Annotated in this window: 19 protein-coding genes and 3 pseudogenes; 9 read left to right on the top strand and 13 right to left on the bottom strand. The window is 58.7% G+C overall.

Annotated features, from left to right (window positions below):
* Positions 1-291: 291 nt before the first annotated feature.
* The 6 genes and pseudogenes from M1R55_RS28760 to M1R55_RS28735 form a co-directional block, all read right to left on the bottom strand.
* Positions 292-1,077, bottom strand: a complete 786-nt coding sequence (locus tag M1R55_RS28760) for an MHYT domain-containing protein (protein ID WP_249396441.1) — start codon at positions 1,075-1,077, stop codon at positions 292-294.
* 453 nt (positions 1,078-1,530) lie between these two features.
* Positions 1,531-1,755: pseudogene (locus M1R55_RS28755) on the bottom strand (IS6 family transposase); the annotation flags it as partial.
* 316 nt (positions 1,756-2,071) lie between these two features.
* A pseudogene (locus M1R55_RS28750) lies at positions 2,072-2,464 on the bottom strand (DDE-type integrase/transposase/recombinase); the annotation flags it as partial.
* 184 nt (positions 2,465-2,648) lie between these two features.
* On the bottom strand, positions 2,649-3,257 hold the full coding sequence (locus M1R55_RS28745; protein ID WP_249396544.1) for an IS3 family transposase: 609 nt from the start codon (positions 3,255-3,257) through the stop codon (positions 2,649-2,651).
* 250 nt (positions 3,258-3,507) lie between these two features.
* Positions 3,508-3,816 (bottom strand): transposase, encoded by a 309-nt coding sequence (locus M1R55_RS28740; protein ID WP_249394272.1) that lies wholly within the window; start codon positions 3,814-3,816, stop codon positions 3,508-3,510.
* A gap of 18 nt (positions 3,817-3,834) precedes the next feature.
* Entirely contained in the window at positions 3,835-4,809 is a 975-nt protein-coding gene (locus M1R55_RS28735; protein ID WP_249396440.1) for an IS110 family transposase, read from the bottom strand.
* A gap of 418 nt (positions 4,810-5,227) precedes the next feature.
* Between M1R55_RS28735 and M1R55_RS28730 the strand changes: the two genes are divergently transcribed.
* The 3 genes from M1R55_RS28730 to M1R55_RS28725 are packed head-to-tail and all read left to right on the top strand — an operon-like array spanning position 5,228 to position 8,801.
* Positions 5,228-6,817 carry a bifunctional diguanylate cyclase/phosphodiesterase gene (locus tag M1R55_RS28730; RefSeq protein ID WP_256566077.1) on the top strand — a complete coding sequence of 530 codons (1,590 nt, stop codon included), beginning with the start codon at positions 5,228-5,230 and terminating at the stop codon, positions 6,815-6,817.
* A gap of 11 nt (positions 6,818-6,828) precedes the next feature.
* A complete protein-coding gene (locus M1R55_RS31935; protein ID WP_256566076.1) occupies positions 6,829-7,014 on the top strand; it encodes an EAL domain-containing protein in 186 nt (61 codons plus the stop codon).
* Positions 7,011-8,801 (top strand): diguanylate cyclase, encoded by a 1,791-nt coding sequence (locus tag M1R55_RS28725; RefSeq protein WP_249396439.1) that lies wholly within the window; start codon positions 7,011-7,013, stop codon positions 8,799-8,801. The genes M1R55_RS31935 and M1R55_RS28725 overlap by 4 nt, the downstream gene beginning before the upstream one ends.
* A 149-nt stretch (positions 8,802-8,950) precedes the next feature.
* Here M1R55_RS28725 and M1R55_RS32540 read toward each other — a convergent pair whose 3' ends face one another.
* On the bottom strand, positions 8,951-9,022 hold the full coding sequence (locus tag M1R55_RS32540; protein ID WP_371827341.1) for a hypothetical protein: 72 nt from the start codon (positions 9,020-9,022) through the stop codon (positions 8,951-8,953).
* 164 nt (positions 9,023-9,186) lie between these two features.
* On the opposite strand from M1R55_RS32540, the gene M1R55_RS32535 reads away from it, so the two are divergent.
* Positions 9,187-9,411 carry a DUF6444 domain-containing protein gene (locus M1R55_RS32535; RefSeq protein ID WP_371827340.1) on the top strand — a complete coding sequence of 75 codons (225 nt, stop codon included), beginning with the start codon at positions 9,187-9,189 and terminating at the stop codon, positions 9,409-9,411.
* Positions 9,412-9,750: 339 nt separating this feature from the next.
* Here M1R55_RS32535 and M1R55_RS28720 read toward each other — a convergent pair.
* Together M1R55_RS28720 and M1R55_RS28715 are read right to left on the bottom strand one after the other, a co-directional pair.
* Positions 9,751-10,420, bottom strand: a pseudogene (locus M1R55_RS28720) (IS6 family transposase).
* A 265-nt stretch (positions 10,421-10,685) separates the two neighbouring features.
* Positions 10,686-10,865 carry a hypothetical protein gene (locus M1R55_RS28715; RefSeq protein WP_249396438.1) on the bottom strand — a complete coding sequence of 60 codons (180 nt, stop codon included), beginning with the start codon at positions 10,863-10,865 and terminating at the stop codon, positions 10,686-10,688.
* An 887-nt stretch (positions 10,866-11,752) separates the two neighbouring features.
* Here M1R55_RS28715 and mscL point away from each other — a divergent pair.
* Entirely contained in the window at positions 11,753-12,178 is a 426-nt protein-coding gene (gene mscL / locus M1R55_RS28710; protein ID WP_249396437.1) for a large conductance mechanosensitive channel protein MscL, read from the top strand.
* Positions 12,179-12,315: 137 nt separating this feature from the next.
* On the opposite strand, the gene M1R55_RS28705 is transcribed toward mscL, so the two are convergent.
* Entirely contained in the window at positions 12,316-13,122 is an 807-nt protein-coding gene (locus M1R55_RS28705) for an alpha/beta hydrolase (protein ID WP_249396436.1), read from the bottom strand.
* A 293-nt stretch (positions 13,123-13,415) separates the two neighbouring features.
* On the opposite strand from M1R55_RS28705, the gene M1R55_RS28700 reads away from it, so the two are divergent.
* Positions 13,416-14,114 (top strand): DUF2259 domain-containing protein, encoded by a 699-nt coding sequence (locus M1R55_RS28700; RefSeq protein WP_249396435.1) that lies wholly within the window; start codon positions 13,416-13,418, stop codon positions 14,112-14,114.
* A 188-nt stretch (positions 14,115-14,302) separates the two neighbouring features.
* Here the strand turns inward: M1R55_RS28700 and M1R55_RS28695 are convergent, their stop codons facing one another.
* The 3 genes from M1R55_RS28695 to M1R55_RS28685 form a co-directional block, all read right to left on the bottom strand.
* Positions 14,303-15,064, bottom strand: coding sequence for an META domain-containing protein (locus tag M1R55_RS28695; RefSeq protein ID WP_249396434.1), 762 nt, complete (start codon positions 15,062-15,064; stop codon positions 14,303-14,305).
* Between the two features lie 41 nt (positions 15,065-15,105).
* Positions 15,106-16,698: a carboxylesterase/lipase family protein gene (locus M1R55_RS28690; protein ID WP_249396433.1), complete on the bottom strand. Its 1,593-nt coding sequence runs from the start codon at positions 16,696-16,698 to the stop codon at positions 15,106-15,108.
* 160 nt (positions 16,699-16,858) lie between these two features.
* Complete coding sequence (locus tag M1R55_RS28685; protein ID WP_249396432.1) at positions 16,859-17,431, bottom strand: hypothetical protein; 573 nt, start codon at positions 17,429-17,431, stop codon at positions 16,859-16,861.
* A 206-nt stretch (positions 17,432-17,637) separates the two neighbouring features.
* Here M1R55_RS28685 and M1R55_RS28680 point away from each other — a divergent pair, with 206 nt between their 5' ends.
* The 3 genes from M1R55_RS28680 to M1R55_RS28670 all read left to right on the top strand — a co-directional run bounded on the left by M1R55_RS28680 (position 17,638) and on the right by M1R55_RS28670 (position 22,252).
* Positions 17,638-18,333, top strand: a complete 696-nt coding sequence (locus M1R55_RS28680) for a transposase (RefSeq protein ID WP_249396431.1) — start codon at positions 17,638-17,640, stop codon at positions 18,331-18,333.
* Positions 18,334-19,174: 841 nt separating this feature from the next.
* Positions 19,175-19,687 (top strand): hypothetical protein, encoded by a 513-nt coding sequence (locus tag M1R55_RS28675; RefSeq protein WP_249396430.1) that lies wholly within the window; start codon positions 19,175-19,177, stop codon positions 19,685-19,687.
* Between the two features lie 228 nt (positions 19,688-19,915).
* Complete coding sequence (locus M1R55_RS28670; protein WP_249396429.1) at positions 19,916-22,252, top strand: hypothetical protein; 2,337 nt, start codon at positions 19,916-19,918, stop codon at positions 22,250-22,252.
* Positions 22,253-22,260 lie beyond the last annotated feature (8 nt).

The following is a 22,260-nucleotide window of genomic DNA, read 5'->3' as shown; positions in this document are numbered from 1 at the left end:
AATGTCGCTCTGTGCCCTGTAGGTGGCTTGCGGCACTCGGCGCTCATACCGGGGGTCAGGGGGTTGCCTCTCGCCCTGCGGAGAAGGAGCCGAGTCCACAACGAGGTGAGCGGCCGAGGAAGAGAAAGCAGGTCCTACTCTCAGGCTACTGGCAAGGGCACGGTAGCTTCACCCTGAGAGTCGCTAGAGAGGTTTGGCTTCTGTCCGACCCATGCTGGTGGCCATTGACGTGTTCCAAGTGTGGAGCGGTGCGGCTCGCCTGCACGGAAGCGTCTTGAACGAGCAGATAGGTCAGTCGCCGCTTTTCCCCACGGCTGGCTTGTTGTCGTTGCCGGTCACGATGTAGACCAAGGCCAGCCCCAGCACTAAGAAGGTCGCGAACAAGATGAGGATGCTCAAGACGGTGGTGTCCGTGGTAAACCCGTCCGTTTGCAAGGTGTCCACTACCCTACTGAACTTGATGGCCGCCATGCCGGTGTAGTGCATCCCCACGATCGCTGCCCCCATCACCAAGCCAGCCCCCACTTTCAACCGGAGCAACGTCGCATTGGGCAGCTGCAGGGCGCGGTCACTGCTCACCTGGGCAAAGAGGAACAGGGCGATGGTGGCCGCCGCAACCGCAATGACCACCGAGAGGATGAACGGCAGGGCGAGGTAGGTGGTCGGGGCGCCCGTTTGCAAGGCCATCATGCCGGTGTAATGCATGACGCTGATGCCGAAGCCGGCCACCACACCTCCGGTCAGGAAACGCCCTAGGCTAGGACGGCCGCTGTCCACAATAAACAGGGCCGCCGTGACGAAGCCGACCGCCGCCAAACCCGAAAGCACCGTGGTGAACAGGTTGTATTGAACCAACGCGTCCAGATCGAACGCCAACATGCCGACGAAATGCATGGCCCAGATGCCGTAGCCGAGCAGCGCCCCTTGAGCGAGCAATCGCCGTCTGCGGCCATCTTTGTTGTGGCCTATGCGGCTGGCCAGTTCGAGGGAGATGTAGGCAGCGAAAGCGGCGATGACGTAGGAAAGGGCGACGTAGCCCCAGTTCCAAGTGTGGGCGAGATGTTGTGTAGGATCCATGTAGGATCCATAGCAGCTCCTAAAAAATTGCCAGGCTGCTTGTGGGCAGTCAGGAAGAAGAGGACAGAACGCGAGCAAGATCAGTGCTCTGCCTGAAGTGCCTCTAGATTACTTTAGGAAACATACGCAGCTCTTACAGAATTCTCAGATGGCTTAGGTATTGAGAACAGTGCTTTTCGCTTTCTCTTCGATGGTTTTGCTCTTAGTCCCCGAACCTAGTAGGTCAAGTTGGTGGAGAAAAGGATCCCAAGAGGGGGCCGCCAGTGTGACTGGGCGGCAATGTTCGGTACAACTCACCAGCGCGGTGAGTTTTGAGCGCCCGGCGTGAAGCACGTTTTGTTGGTTCCTTTTGCTCCTTCTTGGCCACGACGGTTCTGGCAACTTCACCTCAGTGAGGTCGAAGAACCTCAGCAGGCGGCTTGAGAGTCAAGCCGCCTGCTGGATCGCCTCTTGTCAGAAGAGCAGGGCTGCGGTTTGGTTGCTTCGTCTGAGGACAGCTGGGATTGTCGTTCGGGCCTGTCGGTGAAGGTTTGAGACTCGGGCGTGCAGCTCAAGGAATTCCTGCGTTCGCTGCTATCGTTTGAAGCCGAGCTGGTTCCGTTCCTGCTGCCGTGTTTGTCGATGCGACTGTTCGACGAGGGTGTTGCAGCGGGCGGTCGAAACCATCTGGACGTGCTCCACGCCTTGTCAGTGTGAACAAGAGTTTCCGGTCAAGAAAATGCGTCGTGTAGAACGTTCATTTCAGGATCAAAACGGAAAAAAGCACGGTCAGCACAGCAAATGTCATGTTGAGCGTCCTGGACACGGGTCGCAGTCAAGGCGACAGGGAGCAGCGGAAACCTGAAGGGGAACGCAGCGCATCAGTCGCGTGGTGATCACAGACTGGTAGAGTTCAAACGCGCTGTCAGCGCGTTTTTCAGGATCATCCAGTTTTGACGTACTGACCGCAGTTTTCATGCGCTGACCCTGTTCTTTCGCCCGCCCAGCCGTCTTGCCCAATCTTGTGGAAACTCTTGGTGTGAATGACCTCCGGCACGTCATCTGTCTTCAACAAGCGTAAGAAAAAGGATGTGGCGGCTTCGGTAGCTCGGTGTTCCTGAAGAAGGATGTCCAGCACGTCTCCCACGTTCGTCGGCCGCCCGCCACAACCCGTGTGTGACCCCACCGACCTTGACGCACACATCAATCAGTGGAGCAGTTCTTCGGTCAGGAGCGGCGCAAATTTGATGTTTCACTGCCGCAGGGTCTCGTGGCTGCCCTGAAGACTGCGCTCGTGGAGCAGTTCCTGCACATCACGCTGGCTGAGGGGGAAGCGGTGATACAGCCGTAGGGTATGGCCAATGACGCTGAGAGGAAAACGATGGCGGTCGGGCTTGCGGTCAGTCACAGCTCACCAGTTTACCGGCGTTAAATACTGTGTTGGTTCAGGAACGTCAAGCGGCCATAGGCGAGGGACGTTGGTAATCCGGATTAAACTTTTGGCCCGACTTCAGAACCGCAAAGGCGACTCGGAGCAACTTACGAGCTAGGGCAATGAGGGCGACCTGATATTGCAATGCCTTCGTGGAGGATCAGTTCAGTGTGGCGCGGTGTTGCTCAAAGCGAGTCGGTGAGCGGTACCCCAAGCTAGAGTGACGACGCTCGCGGTTGTAAAACACCTCAATCCACTCAAAGACCAGATTACGTGTGTCAGCGCGGTTTCCTTGTGCTGTGTCGAGTTCCAGTTCCAGCTTGAGGGTGGCGAAGAAGCTCTCCATCGCCGCGTTGTCCCAGCAGTCTCCCTTTCGGCTCATACTTTGGAGCGCCTGGAGGCGCTCCAGTGCTTGTCGATACTCGCGACTCGCATATTGAATTCCCTGGTCCGAATGATGGAGCAATCCTTGTCCAGGACGCCGAATCTGCTGTGCCATGTCCAGCGCAGCGACGACCAACTCGGTCTGCAGGGTGGCCCGCATGGCCCAACCCACGATTTTGCGAGAGAACAGATCCATCACCACAGCGAGGTACATCCAGCCCTCAGCCACGGGTAAATAGGTAATATCCGTCACCCATTTCTGATTGGGTTGTTCGGCAACAAATTCGCGATTCAGTAGATTTTCGGCCACTGGGTGCGGGTGTTTTGAATTGGTGGTCACGCGAAATTTCCGCTTGCAGCGAGCCTTCAGTCCCGCTGCCTTCATCAGCCGAGTAATTCGTGCTCGGCTGACCTGTTTTCCTCGTCCACGAGTGCGGCTTGACACGAGGGCACCGTAGGTGCCCTACTGACTTGATGAATGGTTCGAATGGCCTCGGTCAGAGCGACGTCTTCCACCCGATAGCAGTTTTTGGGCCTTCTCCACCACGCAAAATAGCCACTGACCCCGACACCGAGCGTCTTGCACAGCCGCTCAATGCTGTACTCATGCCGATGCTGCTCAATGAACCCGTAAATTAGTGGTCTTTGGCGAAGAAGGCCAGTGCTTTTTTCAGAATATCGCGTTCCTGACGGGTAATTTCCAGCTCTCGTTCTAGCTTCTTGAACCGCGCTTCCTGCTCACTCAACGCGGCGACGCCGCGTCCGGTGAATTGGGGGCGGCCCACCGCCCCTTGTTGCTCGTGATGCTGTTTCCAGCGTACGACTAAATACGGTGGAACACCCAAGTTGCGGGCGATCTCAGCGCAGCTTTTCTGGCTGCTGATCACCAGACGCACGGCTTCTTCTTTGAACTCGGCGGTGTAGTGGTTTTTACTGGCGGTCATGTCAGTCTCCATTGTCGGTCAGACTGAACTCCTCCTCCACAGAACCCTAGCAAGATCAACCTTTTTAGGTTTGCCTTGTGATGTCAGATGTCGGTAGAAGTTCCCAAACCCATTTTTCATTCGAGAGGCTGTCAGCGCACAGAGATAAAATGCACGTCTGAGACGTGCGTTTCCTATTTTTGAGATGTGCGTTCGGCCGGTGAAGTTGCCCGACTGTCTTGGAACGGGGGAAAGGCCTGCATATGCTGCCCACTGGTTCGAGCTTTCCATCTGGCTCAGATGCATCGTCTCCACGAGCAGTACTGCCGCAGTCAATGAACCAATCCCAGGAATGGAACGCAGTAACGTCACGTCCGTTTGAAGACGGACCGACGTGAGAACCAGCGCGTTGATCGCCTCGTTCACTTCAACCAGTTGCTGAGCGAGGAGTGCTTGACGTGCTTCACAAAAGCCGAGTGCTTTGGAAGAGGGTTGATACCGGTGATCCATGGCGTGATGACGGCCCGCCTCGACCGTCGAGAGCTCGACAATATTGTCCCGAGCATGCAGCAGGGCACGGAGTTCGACTAGGTCTGCTGCAGGGGGCATCCAGCGTGCTGGATGCATCACCGCTCCAAACCTACCGATCAAGTCTGCATCCAGCTTGTCAGTTTTTCCTCTTCGCAACGTGCTCTTTGCAAAAAATTTGATTTGTGCTGCATTGACAACACTGATACGACACCCTGCTTCGTACAAGGTCATGGCGACCCGCTCCCAATACACACTCGTGGATTCCATCACGACTGAAGTCCCTTCTCCACCCGCACCAGACTTCCTCATCCATGCGAGAAGTTGTTCATGCCCTTTGGCAGTGTTGGGAACACTTTTCCCCGTTCCCAAAGGGACAAACTTCCCCGGTTCAGGAATCTGGAGAAGACGGGCGTACAGCTCGCTTTTACCGACGTCAAGACCCAAAACAAACATACAACCCCCCAGAAAGGAAAAGCGGGTCACTACCCGGATCCGGTCGGCGGAATTTTGTGTGCAGGCTCGTACGCCTCGAATACTGTTGCGCCTGATCGAAAGGGCCTCGAGCCGGCCAGGATTTAACTCACGGTCTTGGATGACCAAAGTTGCCAGCAGGCTTGTCGGCTCGAGTGGGAGTGACGAACCAAGCTTCCCACGGCTTGGCTCAACACACAAAGTTGCCAGAACCGCTCAAAAAACAGAGTGGAATGAATTATTCAACAACCAATCTGACAGTGCTTCCCGCTCCAGTTGAACCAGACCACGCTCCCAGAAGGCCAATTCCATTCACGAACAATGAGCCGCACCCGAGTAAGGCCTTGTTCAGACCGGAAAACCTAAACTCAGCAAACTGTTCATCCCACCTTCTCCACACTCTTTCATTCCCAGTCCATTGGAGGGCCACATGGATCAGTTACCTGAAGAGGCCCGACTGGCGGAACTGTACCGGTACGGTATCCTCGATACCCTGCCTGAACCTCAGTTCGACCGCATTATCACCTTGGCTGCGCACTCCCTCCACATGCCGATGGCCGCGATTACGCTTGTTGACCGTGACCGGCAATGGTTCAAATCCCGTCTCGGCATTCAGGAAGAGGAGATGCCCCGGAGCAGCTCCTTTTGTGCGTTGACCCTGCAGCACAGCGGCGTCCTCGTGATTCCCGACGCCACCCTGGATCCCCGAGTCGCCGAATTCTCCACTGTCACCGGTGAAGCGCACATCCGCTTTTACGCGGGCGCGCCCCTCTGTACGCCAGAAGGCCATTCGCTGGGAGCCATCTGCATCATCGACCGCGTCCCTCGGGAGTTCACTGCCGAAGACGCCGCGGTCTTGAAACACTTCGCGGCCCTGGTCATGGATCAGCTGAAGCTGCACCTGACGGTGCAGCAGTTGGGTGATTTGGCTCTGCTCGATCCATTAACGGGTCTTCCCAACCGTGCCAATTTTAACCAGCGGCTGCTGCACGCGACGCGCCGGGCCAATCAAACGGGGAAAAACGTCGTCTTAGGTCTGATGGATCTCGACCGCTTCAAGCTGGTCAACGACACCTTCGGACACGCTGCAGGCGATGAGCTGCTCCGGCTCGTCGCCCTGCGGTTACAGGACTGTGTCGCGTCAAGCGACACTATTGCCCGCATGGGCGGCGATGAATTCGCACTCATCTTCACCGATCTGGCCCCCGCCACAGACAGTCAGCGGATCGTTGACCGCATCACACAGGCCTTCGTCGCCCCCTTTCGCGTGAACGGACAAGAGGTCTTTGTCCACAGCAGTCTGGGGCTCAGCGTGTACCCGGAAAATGCCAGTGACCTCGAAACGCTCCTGTCGCAGGCAGACACGGCCATGTACCGTTCTAAACGGGCCGGCGGCGGCCACGCGTTCTTTCATCCGCGTCATGACCAGCCTGTCCCGGCCGAAATGGAACTACTGGCCGCCCTCCACCACGCGCTGGAACACCGCGAATTTGAATTGCTCTATCAACCCATCGTGCGGACGCATGACCACACGGTCATGTCCTATGAGGCTCTGATCCGCTGGAACCGTGCTGGAACGGTCATCAGCCCACTGGATTTCATTCCGTTGGCAGAAACGTCTGGTCTGATTCTCCCCTTAGGACGCTGGGTGCTGCGTGAAGCCTGCACCGCCGTGGCCCAGGGTCGCCTCCCGCGGGTGGCGATCAACGTCAGTCCCTTGGAATTTACCCAACCCGGTTACTCAGAACAAGTGGCCCTGATCCTGCGGGAAACCGGGGTTGACCCTCAACAGATCATGCTCGAAATCACCGAAAGCAGTCTGCTGGATCCGGTGCGCGGCCAAGAGGTGTTGCGCGAGCTGAGGGATCTCGACATTCATGTCGGTCTGGATGATTTCGGCATGGGGTACAGCAGTCTCTCCGCCCTGGCCCAGCTGCCGGTGGAAGTCCTCAAAATCGACCGATTTTCACCCAGCATGTTGATGACCCAGGCGCCGAAGGCAAGCGCTCTGCGGAGCTGATCCGGGCCATCGTGATCCTGGCCGGTGCCTTTGGTCTGGTGACTGTGGCTGAGGGGGTTGAAACGGCACAGCAGGCCAGGACACTTCAGACGTTGGGGTGCGACCACCTGCAAGGCTACTGGTTTGGTCGTCCTGAACCTCTCCAGCCGTGTCACCCGCCCGCCCCGACAGACATCACAGAGAACATACAGTCATGACCAGTTCTGTCCGCGAAGTTCAGCACTCGGCCGTTTTAGCTGGCCTCCCCGACGCCGTGATCACCACTGACCCTCACCACCGCATTCTGGTGTTCAACCAAGCCGCTGAACGCCTGTTTGGGATTGACGCGGTCTATGTCATCGGCACGTCTCTTTATGAGTTCATTCCAGTTCTGCAAGACGAAGCGTCTCCTCAGACAGCGGTTCGGGCAGATGGGGAGACGTTTTTCGCCGAGATCAGCCGCTCTGAAGTGATTGTGGCTGGAAAGCGCTTGGTCACCCTCGTCGTGCGCGACGTCAGTGCACAGCGTCAAGCGGAGCAGGCCTTGCGGGACAGCGAGGAACGCTTCCGCACCACCTTCGATCAAGCGGCCGTCGGCATCGCCCATATCCAACTTGACGGGCACTGGCTGAGCGTCAACGATAAGCTCTGTGAGATTGTCGGTTACACTCCAGCAGAACTGGTTGAACTCACGTTTCAGGACATCACTCACCCCGACGACTTGGAAGCAGACCTCGCGCTGGTGGGTCAATTGCTCCGGGGCGAAATCCGCACTTACTCGCTGCACAAACGCTATCTCCGCAAAGGGGGCGAGCAGATCTGGATCAACCTGACTGTCGCGCTGGTGCACGCAGAAGACGGCAGCCCACGCTACTTTATCTCCGTGATTGAGGACATCGGCGAGATCAAAGCCGCTGAAGCGGCTCTGAGAGCCGCCCGTGACGAACTGGAGAGCCGAGTCGAAGAGCGCACGGCCGAGTTACAGTCCCTGAGTGTGCAACTCCAGCTGCAGATCACCGAGCTCGAACGGCGAAATGCGGAATCGAGGATGCTCGGCGAGCTGAGCGAAATGCTTCAAGCCTGCGTGAGTATCGAGGAAGCTCAGGACGTGGTGGCCCATCATGCCTCTCAACTCTTCCCGTTCGCGGCTGGCGCACTGTATGCCTTTGGCCCTTCCAAAAACATGCTGGAAGAAGCGGTGACCTGGAATGGAGCGATCAACGCTTCACCACTGTTTACGCCCGTGGAATGCTGGGGCTTGCGGCGAGGAAGAGCTTTCGTGAGCGCCGCAGCATCTGGCCTTCACTGCGCCCACGTGGCAGGTGACCACCCGACGTTGTGTGTGCCCCTCCTGGCCCAAAGTGAAACCGTCGGCCTGTTTCATTTGGTCTCGGTCGATGGCCGCCCCTTCCTAGAGCACACCCAACGTCTGGCGCAAATGGTTGCGGAAACCGTCGCACTGGCGTTTATGAATCTACGGCTGAAGGAAACGCTCCGCCAGCAATCCATCCGCGACGCGCTGACCGGGCTCTTCAACCGCCGTTACTTGGAAGAAACCTTCGAGCGTGAACTGCGCCGGGCCACCCGCTACAGCCATCCGATTGGCGTCGTCATGCTCGACGTCGATCACTTTAAGCAGTTCAATGATACCTATGGTCATGAGGCCGGGGACGCCCTGCTGCAAGAGCTCGGCAGCGTACTAAAAACGAGTATTCGGGGTGAGGACGTCGCCTGCCGGTACGGTGGAGAGGAATTCGCTCTACTGTTGCCCGGTGCCAACCTCGAACAAACCGTCAAACGGGCCGAAGCGGTTCGGGAAGCAGGGGAACGGATGCAAGTCACGTCCCGGGGTCAGCGCCTCGGCACGGTGACGCTTTCGCTGGGTGTGGCGGCGTTTCCACAGCATGCGGGAACGCTGAGCGACCTCTTGCGTGCCGCTGATTTTGCCTTATACCGGGCCAAACAGGAGGGCCGCAACCGCACCTTGGCGGCCACTGCGCCCTGAGAGGGTTGACCGGCTGATCCAGCCCTAGAGGGTTAACCCAATTCTGGGCCTGAGTCTGTTTTGCACGCATCTGGTTAAGCCACCTGAGCTTGGCGTTCAAACTCGTGTGGGGTCAAGTCGTCTGGTGTTCAATGGCAACGCTGACGGTCCTAGAAGACCTGGATGTATTTGAAGATGGCCTGCCGAGCAACAGCTCGACTTTGGAAAGGCGTCGTATCCAATACATCCCGTTTTAAGGAGCTGTAAAACCTTTCTAGAACGCTGTTATCTGGTGACTGCTCAGCAGGGGGTCTGGACTCGGTGGAGCAGGTAAAACAGGTAGAGTAGGGGCATCTCTGAGGACGCCTGCCCGAACTGCAAACAATTGGAAGCCCAACTAGCCGAAGTGCTTGCTGAGCTTCAGGACCTCAAGGCGCGTCTCGGTCCGAATAGCAGGACCTCAAATCGGCCACCAAGCCAGGACAAGCCTTGGAGTCCGAAGACTGAGCGCCAAAAGACTGGCCGATCTTCTGGCGCTCAACCCGATCACCCAGGCAAGACGCTGAAGATGGTCGATCATCCTGATGAGGTCGTGACGCCTGCTGTGATAGGGCACTGTGGTTGTGGTTAGACCTGGGACTCGGTCACCATCATTGATGAACTCGCGCGGCAGGTTCTGAATCTGCCAGAGATCCGTTTACATGCGGTGGAGTACCGCGCCCAGGTGAAGGTTTGTCCGACCTGTCATCACCGCGAGCAGGCTTCTTTTCCGGCTCAGGTTCCTGGTCAAGTGCAGTACGGGCCCTGCATGCACGGATTGGCGGTCTACCTGAATGCAGTACACTTTGTTTCGCTCAAACGCACAGCAAACATTCTGGAAGCGGTTCTGGCACCTTAATCGGCGAGGGGCCGACTGGGAAAAGTGACCGTCTGAAGTTCAGACGGTCACATCAACCGCGTTTTGCTCTGCTCAGTGGGCACGGTGCTGGTTCGATCTTCGGAGGTGGGCGGGAACGGTCGTGCAGGTGTGTTGCAAAAGGTTTGAACTGCGGGCCTGCAGGGCGAGGAAGTCCTGTGCTCGTCTCTGATTTTTGAAGCCCATCGGGCTCCGCTCGTGTGGTCGGGTCGGCCGATGGGCGTGTTCAATCAGGGTAGGGCAGCGAGCCGTTGAGATGACTTGGACGTGCTCCACAGCGTGGAGCACGGGTCATGCTCGAAGGGCTGCTCCGGAGCGTATCGGTGTGCATCACCTCTGGCACGTCGTCAGTGACCAAGAGCCGTTCATGACAGGGTTTCGTCGCCTGGGAAGCTCGCCGAGCGTGCAGGAGAAGGTCCAACACGGCGCCGGAGGCATCGACGGCTCGCCACACCCCGAGCTGTTGGCCCTTGATCTCGAGGCAGACCTCGTCCAGAAACCACCGGGAACAGGGGTGGGGTTCCCGGTGCCGCTACTCTTCGCTCAGGCGCGGTGCAACCTTGATGTTCCATGGGCGCCGCGTCTCGTGCCTCACCTGGATTCTGCGCTCTTGGCGCAGGTCCTGAACATCACGCTGGCTCAGAGAGAAAGGATGGTCGAGCCAGAGAGCGTCCTGGATGATGCCGGGCGGAAAACCGTGGCGATCGGGGTTGCGGTCTGTCACGCACGATCAGCCTATCGCGCTCAAGTTGCCAGAACCCTGTGAAGACGAATCCAAGACCCGCACAAATCATGGCCATAAAAATCTGGCCACCCTCAGACGCTGGGCCTTAAATCTCATGCGGCTCGAAGGTACCGCCGGGGGTCTCGCCAAGAATAGAAAGCGCGTCAGATGGGACGACGCCTACCGTTCTCGGCTCGTCGCCCTCTCTGCGACGACATAAGTTGCTCGTAGATACTGCAAGAGGTGAACAACTGACCTTGCCCAGCTAGAAAGTATCCTCTGTCTCCTGTTGCTGTGCCAACATGGGGACGGCCATCACTCCCAACACAATGGCGGAGGCGGCCGTCATGGCCATCGCCATTGTGTTGCCCGTAAATAACAACACCAAGGTCATAATGCTGAGTGCACTGGTGCTGCCCAGCAAGACGGGGAGAGCAGAAGTCATAGCTTCATTGTGAGACAAGGATCCGCCTGTCACATGATATTCTCATAGAATGGATCTTTGTCCTTTCTTTATCCGGTCTCTATGGTGTGGGGGTGAAGGCAGTGCAGAGTCCCACTGAGGGTTTCATGCTGCCGGGGACGCCGTTGGGCTTGAGAACGGCCAATCCATACGTCGTTCATCCAAATTGGGCTCTCAGACCTGTACCAGGACGAGCCGGCCCTTGTGCCTTACTTCAGATTCAGCGCCGACCACAGACTGCATAGACGGTCGGCGGCAAAGCTGACGCCTTCTTAGAGGCTCGTAGAAGTGAACACCTGCACGTTTTGCCGCACAAGGTTCACTGTTTGCCAAGGGATGGGTGAGGTAGGCACGTGCCACTTGACGACGCTGGCCCACGCCGCGCTGAATCTGTCCGAAAGCTAGATTCGTGCAGGGGGAAAGCCCGCTGGAATGGCAGGCCCCAAGCAAAGTCAGGCTCAGCCGTCTACGCAGTGACATCGGTCTAAGCAAGGGCCGGGATGAGTCAGCAGCTAGACCGGGCCAGAACGCGGTTGGGGCGCAGCACAGAGACTCTTTTAAGGATCGAGCAGGGTTGAATCGGATGTTGACTTTCAGACGAGTTTTTCCGCGCTCACTCTAAAAGATGTACACGGTCAGGCACACTTTCCCCTTAGATGATTGAGGGCCTCACGTAGGCTTTGTCCGTCTTCGCACAGAACGTAAGCGTAACGCTGATTACTTTAGGGATCATTCTAAGAAGCGAATGGTCTTTCCAACGCCGTCAGTCCGCTCCCCTTCTCCCTAAGCTCTAAAGTGTTCTCAGGTTTGCCGCTCACGCCATGAAGTCACTGCTCACAGGGCGCGATCGGCGCTCATGGAGAACATCTATGTTAAAAGGCTTTCAGAATTTCATTCTTCGGGGCAATGTTGTCGATCTGGCTGTCGGTGTGGTGATCGGTGCGGCCTTCAGCGGCATCGTCACGGCTTTTAGCGCCGCCTTCCTCAACCCACTGATCAAGCTGGCGACTGGCGGCGGCACCCGCGTTGGTGGAGCGTTCGTGGTCAACAACGTGACCTTCGACTACGGCACCTTCATTACCGCGATCATCAACTTCATCCTGATTGCCGCCGTGATCTACTTCTTGGTGGTCACGCCCATGAACCACCTCACCACCCGCTTCAAGCAGCAAGACAAACCCCCAGTGGCCGAACCCAGCAACGAAGAAAAACTGTTGGCCGAGATTCGCGACGCGTTGCGGGCCGGTGGGGGCCTTCAGCCGCCCACAGCCGCTCAGGGGGAAGCCCGACCCTAAAGACGTTGCGCCTCTTGCGGTGTACAGCCTTTGCCCTCCATTCGGTCTTTGGTGCTCAAGCGGCCGAAAATACGATGGCGCTCATTCAGTTCGCCGGGGTACTGGAACCCTCGCAACATCCAGGTAGGTTCGCTCGCTTATTGCTCCCTGATCCCATCCAAAAACGCCCCAATCTCCGCCACAATTTGTGTTTCAGCCTGAGCACGGGTCACGGTGGGAACGCCGTCGCCCTGTTGCGGGCCGTAGCGCCCAAAGAAGGCGTGGACAGCTCCACCAATGACGGTCAGGCGGGCAGAGGTGGGCAACCGTGTCAAACCATCCCGAACCTCGGCAGCGTCGGCCACCCCGTCATGCTCGGCGAGCAGCGACAGTACAGGCAAAGACGTTCCAGCCGAGTCGCGCAGGCTGACGTTGCCTGCCGGGTACGCGCCCATCAGGATCAGGCCCGCCAGTTGTGCCCGGTGGTCACGCGCATATTGAGCCGCCATCGCGCCTCCGAGCGAATGTCCAGCGAGAATGACGCGTTTACCTGTACCGAATTGCTTGATCAAGGCGTCCGCGCGGCCAATGCCAGTCACAGCCAAATCCAGCGGGAAGGCGGGGATCACAGTTCGCACGCCCCGTCCCGCCAACGCTGTCCCCAACCATTCGTAGGCCTGTGGGCGCACCAAGCCGCCGGAATAGAACACGAGCAGCGTGTCGTCTTGCCCGTTCACAGGCTGAATATCCAGAAACGTGCCGGGACTGGTTTGTAGCGTGGCGCGGGCCTGTGCGCCCTGTACAGCGGCGTCTTGGCCCACCACCAGCGGCGGGCGCACGGCTGCGCCAATGCCGAGGGCCAGCAGATAGCCTAGAAAGCCTGCCAGAAAAATGGCCAGCCACACCCTTGCACGCGGTGACAGTCGGGGGCGCTGGCCTTGAGCTTTGGCAGGCAGTTGCGTCATGGCTTTAGCCTGGAGCATGGGTTGCGGCAGTCACTGTCCGTTTTCCAGGCGACAACACCGCACCCACCACCAGCACTTGGACTTGCGGCCAGATCCGTGCCAAGCAGAGCGGGACAAATCCTTGCAGAACTCCAAAGAACCACTTCGGAAGCAGCGCCCCGCTTAAGATCAATGGCCAAAGCCGAGCTGAGCCCTGGTGCAAGGCACAGGTAACGGGCAAGGCTGCAAAGCATAGGAAGCCGCCGAGCAGCGTCCCCGCTCCAGAAATTCCCGCCAGCGGTGTAAGGTACGCTATGCGGCGATTCTTGTTCCCGGCCCTGATCGTGTTGGCCTCGACAGCGTGGGCGGGCAACCGTCTGGACATCACCCGCGTTGCTTTCTCGCCCTCCAGCCAGCACGTGTTGGCCGTCATGTCTGGAACATTGGACGGCAGTGGATTCGGTGCAGCGCAGGTGAACGTCCTGAACACGGCCACCGGAACGACCGCTTACACCGCCAAAAAAGCGGCCGAAACGAGGGCTCCGGTCGTGTTGGCGCAGTTGCTGACCTCCGCGCCTGGGGTTGATCTGTTCGCCCGATTGAGCCTGAATCCAGGCGTTACGTCTGTGCCGCGTTACCGCCGGATCTATCCCACGCCTTATCCTTCTTGGTCTGACGGCATCGGGGCGGGGCAAAGCCAAACTACGCCGGTCACCCTATGGACGGCGAATAGTGTTGCTCCGATCAAGCTCAGTGTGTTCCGCTTGCCGTCCACGTGTCCACCGGAGTACTTGAACTCTGGCGACTTCACGTCTGGCTTCCGCCTCAGTGTGCGGGGGCGCGTGGTGTATCAAGACGTTGCCTTGCCTGCTTCCCGCACTTGTGCCGCCCGGTACAGCCTGGAACGGGTGGATGTGCGGGGCAACCGCGTCCTGTTCACCTTGCGGGCCTACGGAATAGGCTTTGAAGGCCCAAATGCCGACCCGGTATTTGTGGCTGTCACCCTAAAGTGAGGCAGATTTGAATCAAAAGCCTCCTCAAACTGTCAAGGACTCAGCTTCATTCCATGCTCAGTTCACTCGTCGGATAGTTTCTAAGCTCGAATTTAGCCATTAACGGGGGAGCAGCATGCTGCTCCCCCGGTCAGACCTGAGCGAGGAGTCAACAGGCCTTGGCACACGGCTCAGCGGCTGTGCCGACTTCAGTTGACTGGCCGGGCGAACTGAAGCCGGCGACCGTCCCGGGTGACCAAGGTCAGCAGCGCGCCGGTGACCTCCAAACGCGTCACCTGCTGGAGGTCTTGCAGGAAGCGCTGTTCCTGCGCCTGAAGCTCAGGAGAGGGGCAGGCCCGCCGGGTGCTGGCCAGCGGCCCGACGGACAACGCCTGATCGTCGACGTTGTAGCGCCCCCGGAAGGTATTGCAGCCTCCTGAGCCACTGATTTGCCCATCGGCGGAGAAGGTCACCGTTAACGGCGTGTCGCCCTGAAAGCCGACCAGACGCCAGGTGGTCACCAGCCGCCGCCCTGCCTCACTGCCGTACACGTAGATCGCCTGCGCCTGGCCAGTTGTCAGGGTCAGCGTCTGGCCTTGACGCCGGTAGACCCGCGCGCCTTGGAGGACGTTCAAGTAGCGCTGTTCCAACGCCAGTTGCGGCTCCGGGCAAGCCCGCCGGGTCGTAGCGATGGGCCGCAGCTTGAGGGTCAGGGCCGTGAAGACCCCGGTGGTCTTGAAGGTATTGCAGCCGGCGAAGCCCGAGACTTGGGTGCCCTCAGCCGTACTGATGCCGGTGCCCAGCAGCCGCAGGGTCGGGGCATCTAGGCCACCAAAGCGTGTGCTGCCAGAGGCGTCGCGCAGTTCCCGCAAAGTCCAGGTACCGTCGGCGATCTGCCCGCTCTGGGCGAGGGCGGTGGAGGTGAGCAGGCCACTGAGGGCCAGCAGGAGAGGGAGTCGGGTTCGGTTCATGGGTCACCTCAGGGGGAGAGCAGGGCGTCTACCGACGCCCCTCATTGCAGATTTAGGGGCAGCCAATACTCGCATTGATGGTCTTTGGCAAAGTTCAGGCTTGTCTGCACGCCGGTAGGCGTAAAGACCTGCACGTTGCCCTGAGCAGTGGCAAAACGGTTCCAAGCCGAATCAGGCGTTCCCGTCTTGACGAAGGCCATCCACGCGCCGCTGAAGGCGTCCGAGAGTTGGCGCTGGGCGGACGTGAACAGGGCCGGATCGGAAAGACCGATCACTGGGGCCTGGAAGGCATAGGCCAGCGAACTGGAATGGTGCGAACCCAGTCCAGGCAGGTCGCTGGGCGACTTGAGCAGGGTAGCGGCCTGCGGATCGTTGAACTCGAAGGCATACACCGGGACATGCTTTGAGAGCGCCTGATTGACCCGCAGGGCGGTGCAGCTAAAGACGGCATCTGTAAACAGCGTGGCAAACGCCAGAGCAGGCGTGCCGTAGCGGCGGTAGGGATAGCGGGCGAGCGCCCGGCTGGTGTTCGCCACGCCGACCGTCAACCCCGCGCCGCCCCAATACAGCACCGGGCTGATGGGTTTGCCGCTGGGAGAGGCCACCGAGACGAACAGCCGCCCCTCGTCGTGGTTGGTTCCGTTCATGACGGGCACCCGGTTGAACCGCCCGCTCTCGAAGGCGTCGCGCAGTTGCAGGGGCAGCATGCCCGCCCCGTACACGGGTGACCAGACCAAGGCGCTGGCGGGCCGCAGGCCGGGCACTTTGGTGGACAGCAGCTTTTGAGGATCGATGGCCCGCAGGCAGGCCAGATCCGTGACTTGGCAGCCGAGGTTGGTGACGTAGCGGGAGTTGCGAGCTTCTGCCTGCGTCAGCGTGACCGCGTTGCCCGGACTGGTGCACAGGCCGCTCTGGATGATCACGCCCCGGAACAGCCCGGCGGACTCGGGTGAGGCCAGGTGGGCGCAACCGCTCATGCCGCCTGCCGACTCTCCGGCGATGGTCACCTTGGCCGGGTCGCCGCCGAAGGCCCCGATGTTGGCCTGCACCCAGCGCAGGGCCGCCTGTTGATCCTGGAGTCCGTAGTTGCCGGACTGGCCGCCCGCTTCGGCACTCAGGGCGGGAAGCGACAGCCATCCCAACGCGCCCAACCGGTAATTGAGGGTCACGACCACCACGCCATACTTCCGGGCCAGTGCAGCGCCGTCGTAGCCAGCACTGGAGCCGGCCGTGTAAGCCCCGCCGTGAATCCAGACCATGACGGGCAGAGCACTCTGCCGTGTGGCGTCCTTGGGGGTATAGACGTTCAAGGTCAGGCAGTCTTCCTGACCCTTGACGGTGCCCGGCGTTTCTCCCGGGAGGGCGAAGAGCGCCAGCACGGTTTGGAGGCAGTCCGCACCGAACTGCGTGGCCTGCCGTGGAGTCGTCCAGGAGGGGGCAGGCTGGGGCGATTTCCAGCGCAGAGGGCCAACGGGTGCGGCCGCGTAAGGCAGGCCCAGGAAGCGGCGGGTGTCTGTCTGCTGGCCGACGACGGGGCCTTGGCTGATCTGGATGGAGACGGGGGTCTGGGCGTGCGCCAGGGGAGCCAAAAGCGCGGTGAGGAGAACGGCAGAGCAGACTTGAAGTGGGTTCATGGAACCTCCGCCGTTCCAGTATGACGCACGTGACCTAACCAGACGGCAAAGATTCAGCCAAGAGCTAGAGTTGGGCTGACGTGCAGGGGAGCCTGTTGGGTAAGTGTGAGAAGAGGAGAAGGCCACCCTGATGAGAGGCGGCCTTCGTTAGTTGAAAAATTTAAACGTCTTCGTTGGTGACACTTTGAACTGTGCAGTTGCTATATACATCGACATTGCCTTGCCCAGCGGTAATAAATCGGCTGGTAAAACCATAAGTGGCGCTCCCCGTATTGACATTGAGAGCAGCGTAGAAGCTCCCAGACTTATTTGTGGCGGTCACGAGCTTGACGCGGTCACGAACGGGAGTGACAACAATAGCTTGAGGCAGGAAGCCCCCGGTTGCTGGGTTCGCGTCAAAGGTGAGTCGGAAGCTGTTCCCGCCCAATGAAGCCAATTGGCTTCCAGAAACAGTTGAGTTGTAGTTGCCGTCATAGGTGTTGTTGGTATTCCCACGAAGTCCTACGTCCACCGACTGCACGCCCCCGCTGACACTAAAGTAGACTGAAACCTGCGTACTCCCCACCGCATTATCGACATTGTCGCAGCCGATGAATGGCCCAGTGGTTCCTAAGCGGTATTCAGTGCGGAGTTGAGACACGCGTCCATCGCCACTCCCATCAGGTGCGACCCCAACTCCGCAACTTGCCAACGCTGCGCTCAGTCCGACCAGGCCCAGCAACAATTTCTTCATACCATTACTGTTGCATGAGCGGGCCTAATCCGGCAAGGGATGGCTCTTCCGCAGCGTCGCTACCGCTGGTCTACTCGGTTGTGTTGCCTTAATTCGGGGTTGGGTCTGCGAGGGCAGGGGTGGCCATGTCTGGAACGCTTGTTTCTCATTTTTTCTTCTGGTCAAGGCGGAAACGCTCGTTCGGGGAGGCTGGAGAAGGTTGGCCTTTGTTGGCCTCTGGCAGCAACTTCCCAGAACTGCACGTCTCCTCGTCTTCCAGCCTGACAAATCAGGGCGGGGATGGCGAGCCTTGGTCTCTACTTCACGCCGTCCAGTTTTTAGGGGGCACTCCACTTCAGGGCGGCCCCTTTGGGCCGCACCAGACCTTTCGGCTGATTGTGGTTACGCCAGATCCGGTGGCGTTGCCGGAAGAGCGCACGGAATACCTGATTTCTCATCTGCGGACGGATGACCAGGACACGATGGTGTGGCACGCCAAGACGCCGCCAGCGACGCTGTTGGAGATTGCTTTGCTCTATGCCCGGCGGCCTCGAATTGAACAGGCCTACCGCGAGGTCAAGCAGCATTTAGGCTGGACACACTGTCAGGCCCGCTCAGACTTAGCCCTCCGACGCCACTGGAACCTCGTCTGCGTCGCGTTCTGTTTCTTGTATTGGGAGGCGGCACAGCCGACGGATGACCATCCCACGACAAAGCCACACGACGATCACCCACCCTCAGCGGCGGCTGAACAGCCGCCGACCTGGAGCGCCACTCTTCGCCGCGTCCGCTGTTATTTGGAACCTTTTGTCTGGATGTGGAGAGCGTGGCGTGCCTTCACGACGGCTGAGCCACCCAAGACGCTGCTCGCGTTGCTCAGGCAAGTTGGGCAGGGACAGCCCCTGTCTCTCTATGTCACGTGAATGCCGTCCACAAGGGCATTCTTCTCAAGAGTCAACGGAGTACCAATAAGTTGCCAGAACCGGCACCGCCACGAGCGCTGGAGCCGTTCATGATCTGACACTGTTCCGTCAGTCGGGCAGGCGGTCTCCTCACGAGACGGCCCTGATCGGGGATGCCGGATATCAGGGCCTGTGGAGAAACCACAGGCCTGCCATCACGATCCATCAGGCGACGCGAGCGTCGCCCCTCTCCGCCGAATAGCGTCAGGAAAATCGCGTGCTCGCCCGTACCCGGCAGGGCACCCGGCATGTCATCCGCTGCATGAAGGTTTTTCGCGTGCTGAAGGGGACATACCACCATCGGCGTCGTCGGTTCGCCCTTCGCGTTCAACTCATTGCGGCGCTCTGCAACCTGACCCGGTCATGTCAGTCATGACTTTCGTAAGAGGTCTAGTGAGTACGCTTCCGTTCATTGATGACGCGCTGGCAGGCGTGGCTCAACTATGCGTCAAAGGGAATGAAAGATAGATCTCCTATCCAGTTAGCATCAATCTTCCACTCTTTAAGTACTTGGCCCAATAATAGTTTTTTCGATCGTGTGAGCTTAAAGTACTGATTAAATAATCGTGCGGTTTTTTGTCAGGCGTTAATTGATTTTAGGATTTAATGGGAACTGTAATTATATACAAACTAGCTAAGATTCAGAATCAGGAACGATTACCAGGAAACGGTCAACTTCATCTGTAAGTTATATGGAATGAGTATCTCATTACTCTGGACGAAGTCGCCGTCCTCCTGAGTCGGCTGGCCTTACCGATTGGTCGCTGTTTTCGTCTTACCCTCGCTCATTCAAGGAGCTGTCATGAGAAGTTATTCCTTACTGGTGCTGCTGACTGGAGCATTACTCAGCAGTGTTGCCCTGGCCCAAGTTGCCATTCCTCTGACCCTGACCCTCGCCCAAGCACTGGTGCGTACGGTAATGGTGGATGGCAAAGCCACCGAGCAACTTGTTGCCAATCCCAAAGGCGTGGGTCCCGGTGACGTTCTAAGCCAGTTCATCACTGCCCGCAATACGAGTGGCAAAGCGCTGACCAATGTCATGGTGCGTCTGCCTGTGCCTAAAGGCACGACATACCTGAAGCCCGAAACTGCTATGAACATGGCAGAAACGGCCAAGGCTGAGTATTCCATCGACGGCGGCAAAACCTATGCCGCAGCGCCCCTCAAAAAGACCATCACAGTGATGGAGAACGGCAAAAGCCTGAAGAAAGAGGTGGAAGTCAAGCCTGCCGAGTACACCAACGTCCTCTGGATCTTGCCCCGTATCGAATCAGGCAAAGAACAGAAAGTTGGTTTTCGTATTCAGGTCAATTGACCCCATCAGGACCAAGAACTACCTTCCTTGGCCTGCCTCTCCCCAGTTCCTAAAGACCCCAGTCAGAGAAACGTCAGTACCAATCAGAAACGCTGTAATTAAGGTGAGTACCCGATGTGGCCAGGGTAAATCTTATAAAAGTCTAACTTTAAACCTTTCTCCTCCACATTTTGACCACTTGACGCCACATCACTTGCAGATTCCCGCCGCCCTCTCAAGGAGCACCGCATGAACATGAATTCCCGTTTGATCGCACTCATGGCCGCACTTGCCGCCGGTTCCGCTGCTGCCGCTACTGCTGGCACTACCGCTGGCACCACCATCCAGAACGTTGCGCAGGCCACCTTCGACAATCCCGACGTCCCCGGCACCCCAGCGACCCCAATAACCTCAAACTTCGTCTACAGCACGGTCAATGCGATTGCTGCCTTCGACATCGTGTACACCGACGGCAGCCTAGACGGCAATACGGCCACGACCCCCGCCACGAGCTACGACAAGGCCAATGTCCTCCCCGGCAGCACAGTGACCACACCGTATACAGTGGTGAACAACGGCAACATCGACAACTTCGTGGTGAACTTGGCCGCTGATTCCACAGGCACAGCCAACGCACCTGCCAGCGTCGTCTACTACTTGGCCAGCGACACGAGCTTCACGACGCCAATCACCTTGGTCACGATTCCCAACGGTGGTCAGGTGGACATCGTGCAGCGCCTCACCGTCCCGATGTCTGCTGTCGCAGGAACCACCTATTCAACCAGCCCTCACGGCACCTCGGCAGCGGGCACCATTAGCACTACACTTCCCGACACTACCGTCGTTACAACGCCTTACGTCGCTAAAGACGAAAGGGATAACATCAACCCACCCGCTGTAGCCCCTGTCAACAGCGACTTGCAATTTACCCGCGCCACAATCTACGCCCCGATCATTACTCCCCCCGCAGCGCCCATCACTCCCCTTTCGCCTGTGCTGATACCGCCGACCACGCCTGGTACCCCACCCGCGGATCCGAACAACCCCCCCAGCGCGCCAGGAACACCCACGGTCCCCAGCGACCCCACGACACCTGGCTACCAGGATCCAAACCCCCCTACAGGCACCACGCCCACTCCTGGGGGCACCACGCCGATCACCTCAATTGCGATATCGGGGAACGACCAGTTCGCTTACCCACCCGCGGGTGTCACACAGGTCACGTTCAACAACAACGTACGCAATGGTGGTGCAGTCACCGACGTCATTCAGATTTTCCCCACCGATCCAGCCACCGGCCTGCCCATCGGCGGAACCCCGACCAGCGCTGGCGTGTACACAGTTTCGGCTGTCGGGACCGTGGGTACCTCTGGGTACGTTCCTGGCTACACGGTGCAGTTCCTGAGCAGCACCGGCGCACCCCTGACCATGACCACCGCACCGGGGGGGAGCGTGGCCTACCCGAGCGTGAGCGTGATCTCAGGAAGCGACGTGCAGTACCGCACGGTCGTGACTTACCCGGACCAAGCGTTGGTTGCCAATGCTGATCCAGTCAGTATTCCCGTGCCTGTCGGCCTCAGCTCCACCAACAAGGGGACCGCGCCCACGAAGGCCGACACCTTCTCGACGGATACCATCTTGCCTCCTGGCCTGCTGTTCGGCGACTCGGCAACCCCTCACCCTGATCCTTCGTTGATTGGCCCTGGAAATACCGCGCAGGTCGTTGTCCCCGGTACGACTGCTGTTCCCGGTGTCCCGGCCAGTGGCGCACCAACAACAAACCCAGCGAGTGATCCGACCGCCATCTTCCCGATGGACATCAAGAACACCGGTCAGTACAACGACACGTACACCCTGACCAAGAGCACCGTAAAAATCTTCCTGAACGACGGCAGTTCCGTCGATGTGCCGGTCCGTTATGTCTACGCCAGCGGCGCCGCCGTATCGACTGACACGGCAGGCAACTTCATCACAAACGTCGTGGGAGCCAACACCACACTTACCGTGTACGCCGTCGTTGACGTTCCTAACAATGCCAAGGCCACCACGGGTACCATTGGCTTGAATCCCAACCCTGTCCTGAACCAACCTATCGTGAGCAACTTCAGCAACTCCAGTTACACCGACACCAACGATCAGCTCAAGATAGGCAGCACTGGCACCATCACCATGGTCAAGACGCAGGCTGTCAACAGTGGTGCTTACAGCACTGCCAACGCCACTCCTTTGCCCGGCGATACCCTGAAGTACAGGATCGTGGCCACCAACAGTTACAACGCCTCGATCTTCAACTTCAAACTGGTCGACAGCAGCGCGAACACGGCCTTCACGTACACCAACTTCGTTACAGCCAGCGTGACGCTCACTGGATTCGGTGGTCAGACGCCTGCTCTGGCCAGCATGACCCCTTACTACAGCACCAACAGCGGGGCAAGCTTTAGCAGCGCGGTTCCTACTGCTGCGGCTGTCGCTGCAGGTGGCCTCACGGTTGCCATCGACACCGACAACAGTGGCACCATCACGGTAGCGGATGTTCTCCCCGGCAGCGCGACCATCACGCTCGACATCACCACCACCGTCAAGTAAGCCGTTTT

Source organism: Deinococcus sp. QL22, assembly GCF_023370075.1.
Classification (GTDB): Bacteria; Deinococcota; Deinococci; order Deinococcales; family Deinococcaceae; genus Deinococcus.
Note: the sequence above shows the minus strand (reverse complement) of the source record. Positions and strands in the feature narration are given on the sequence as shown.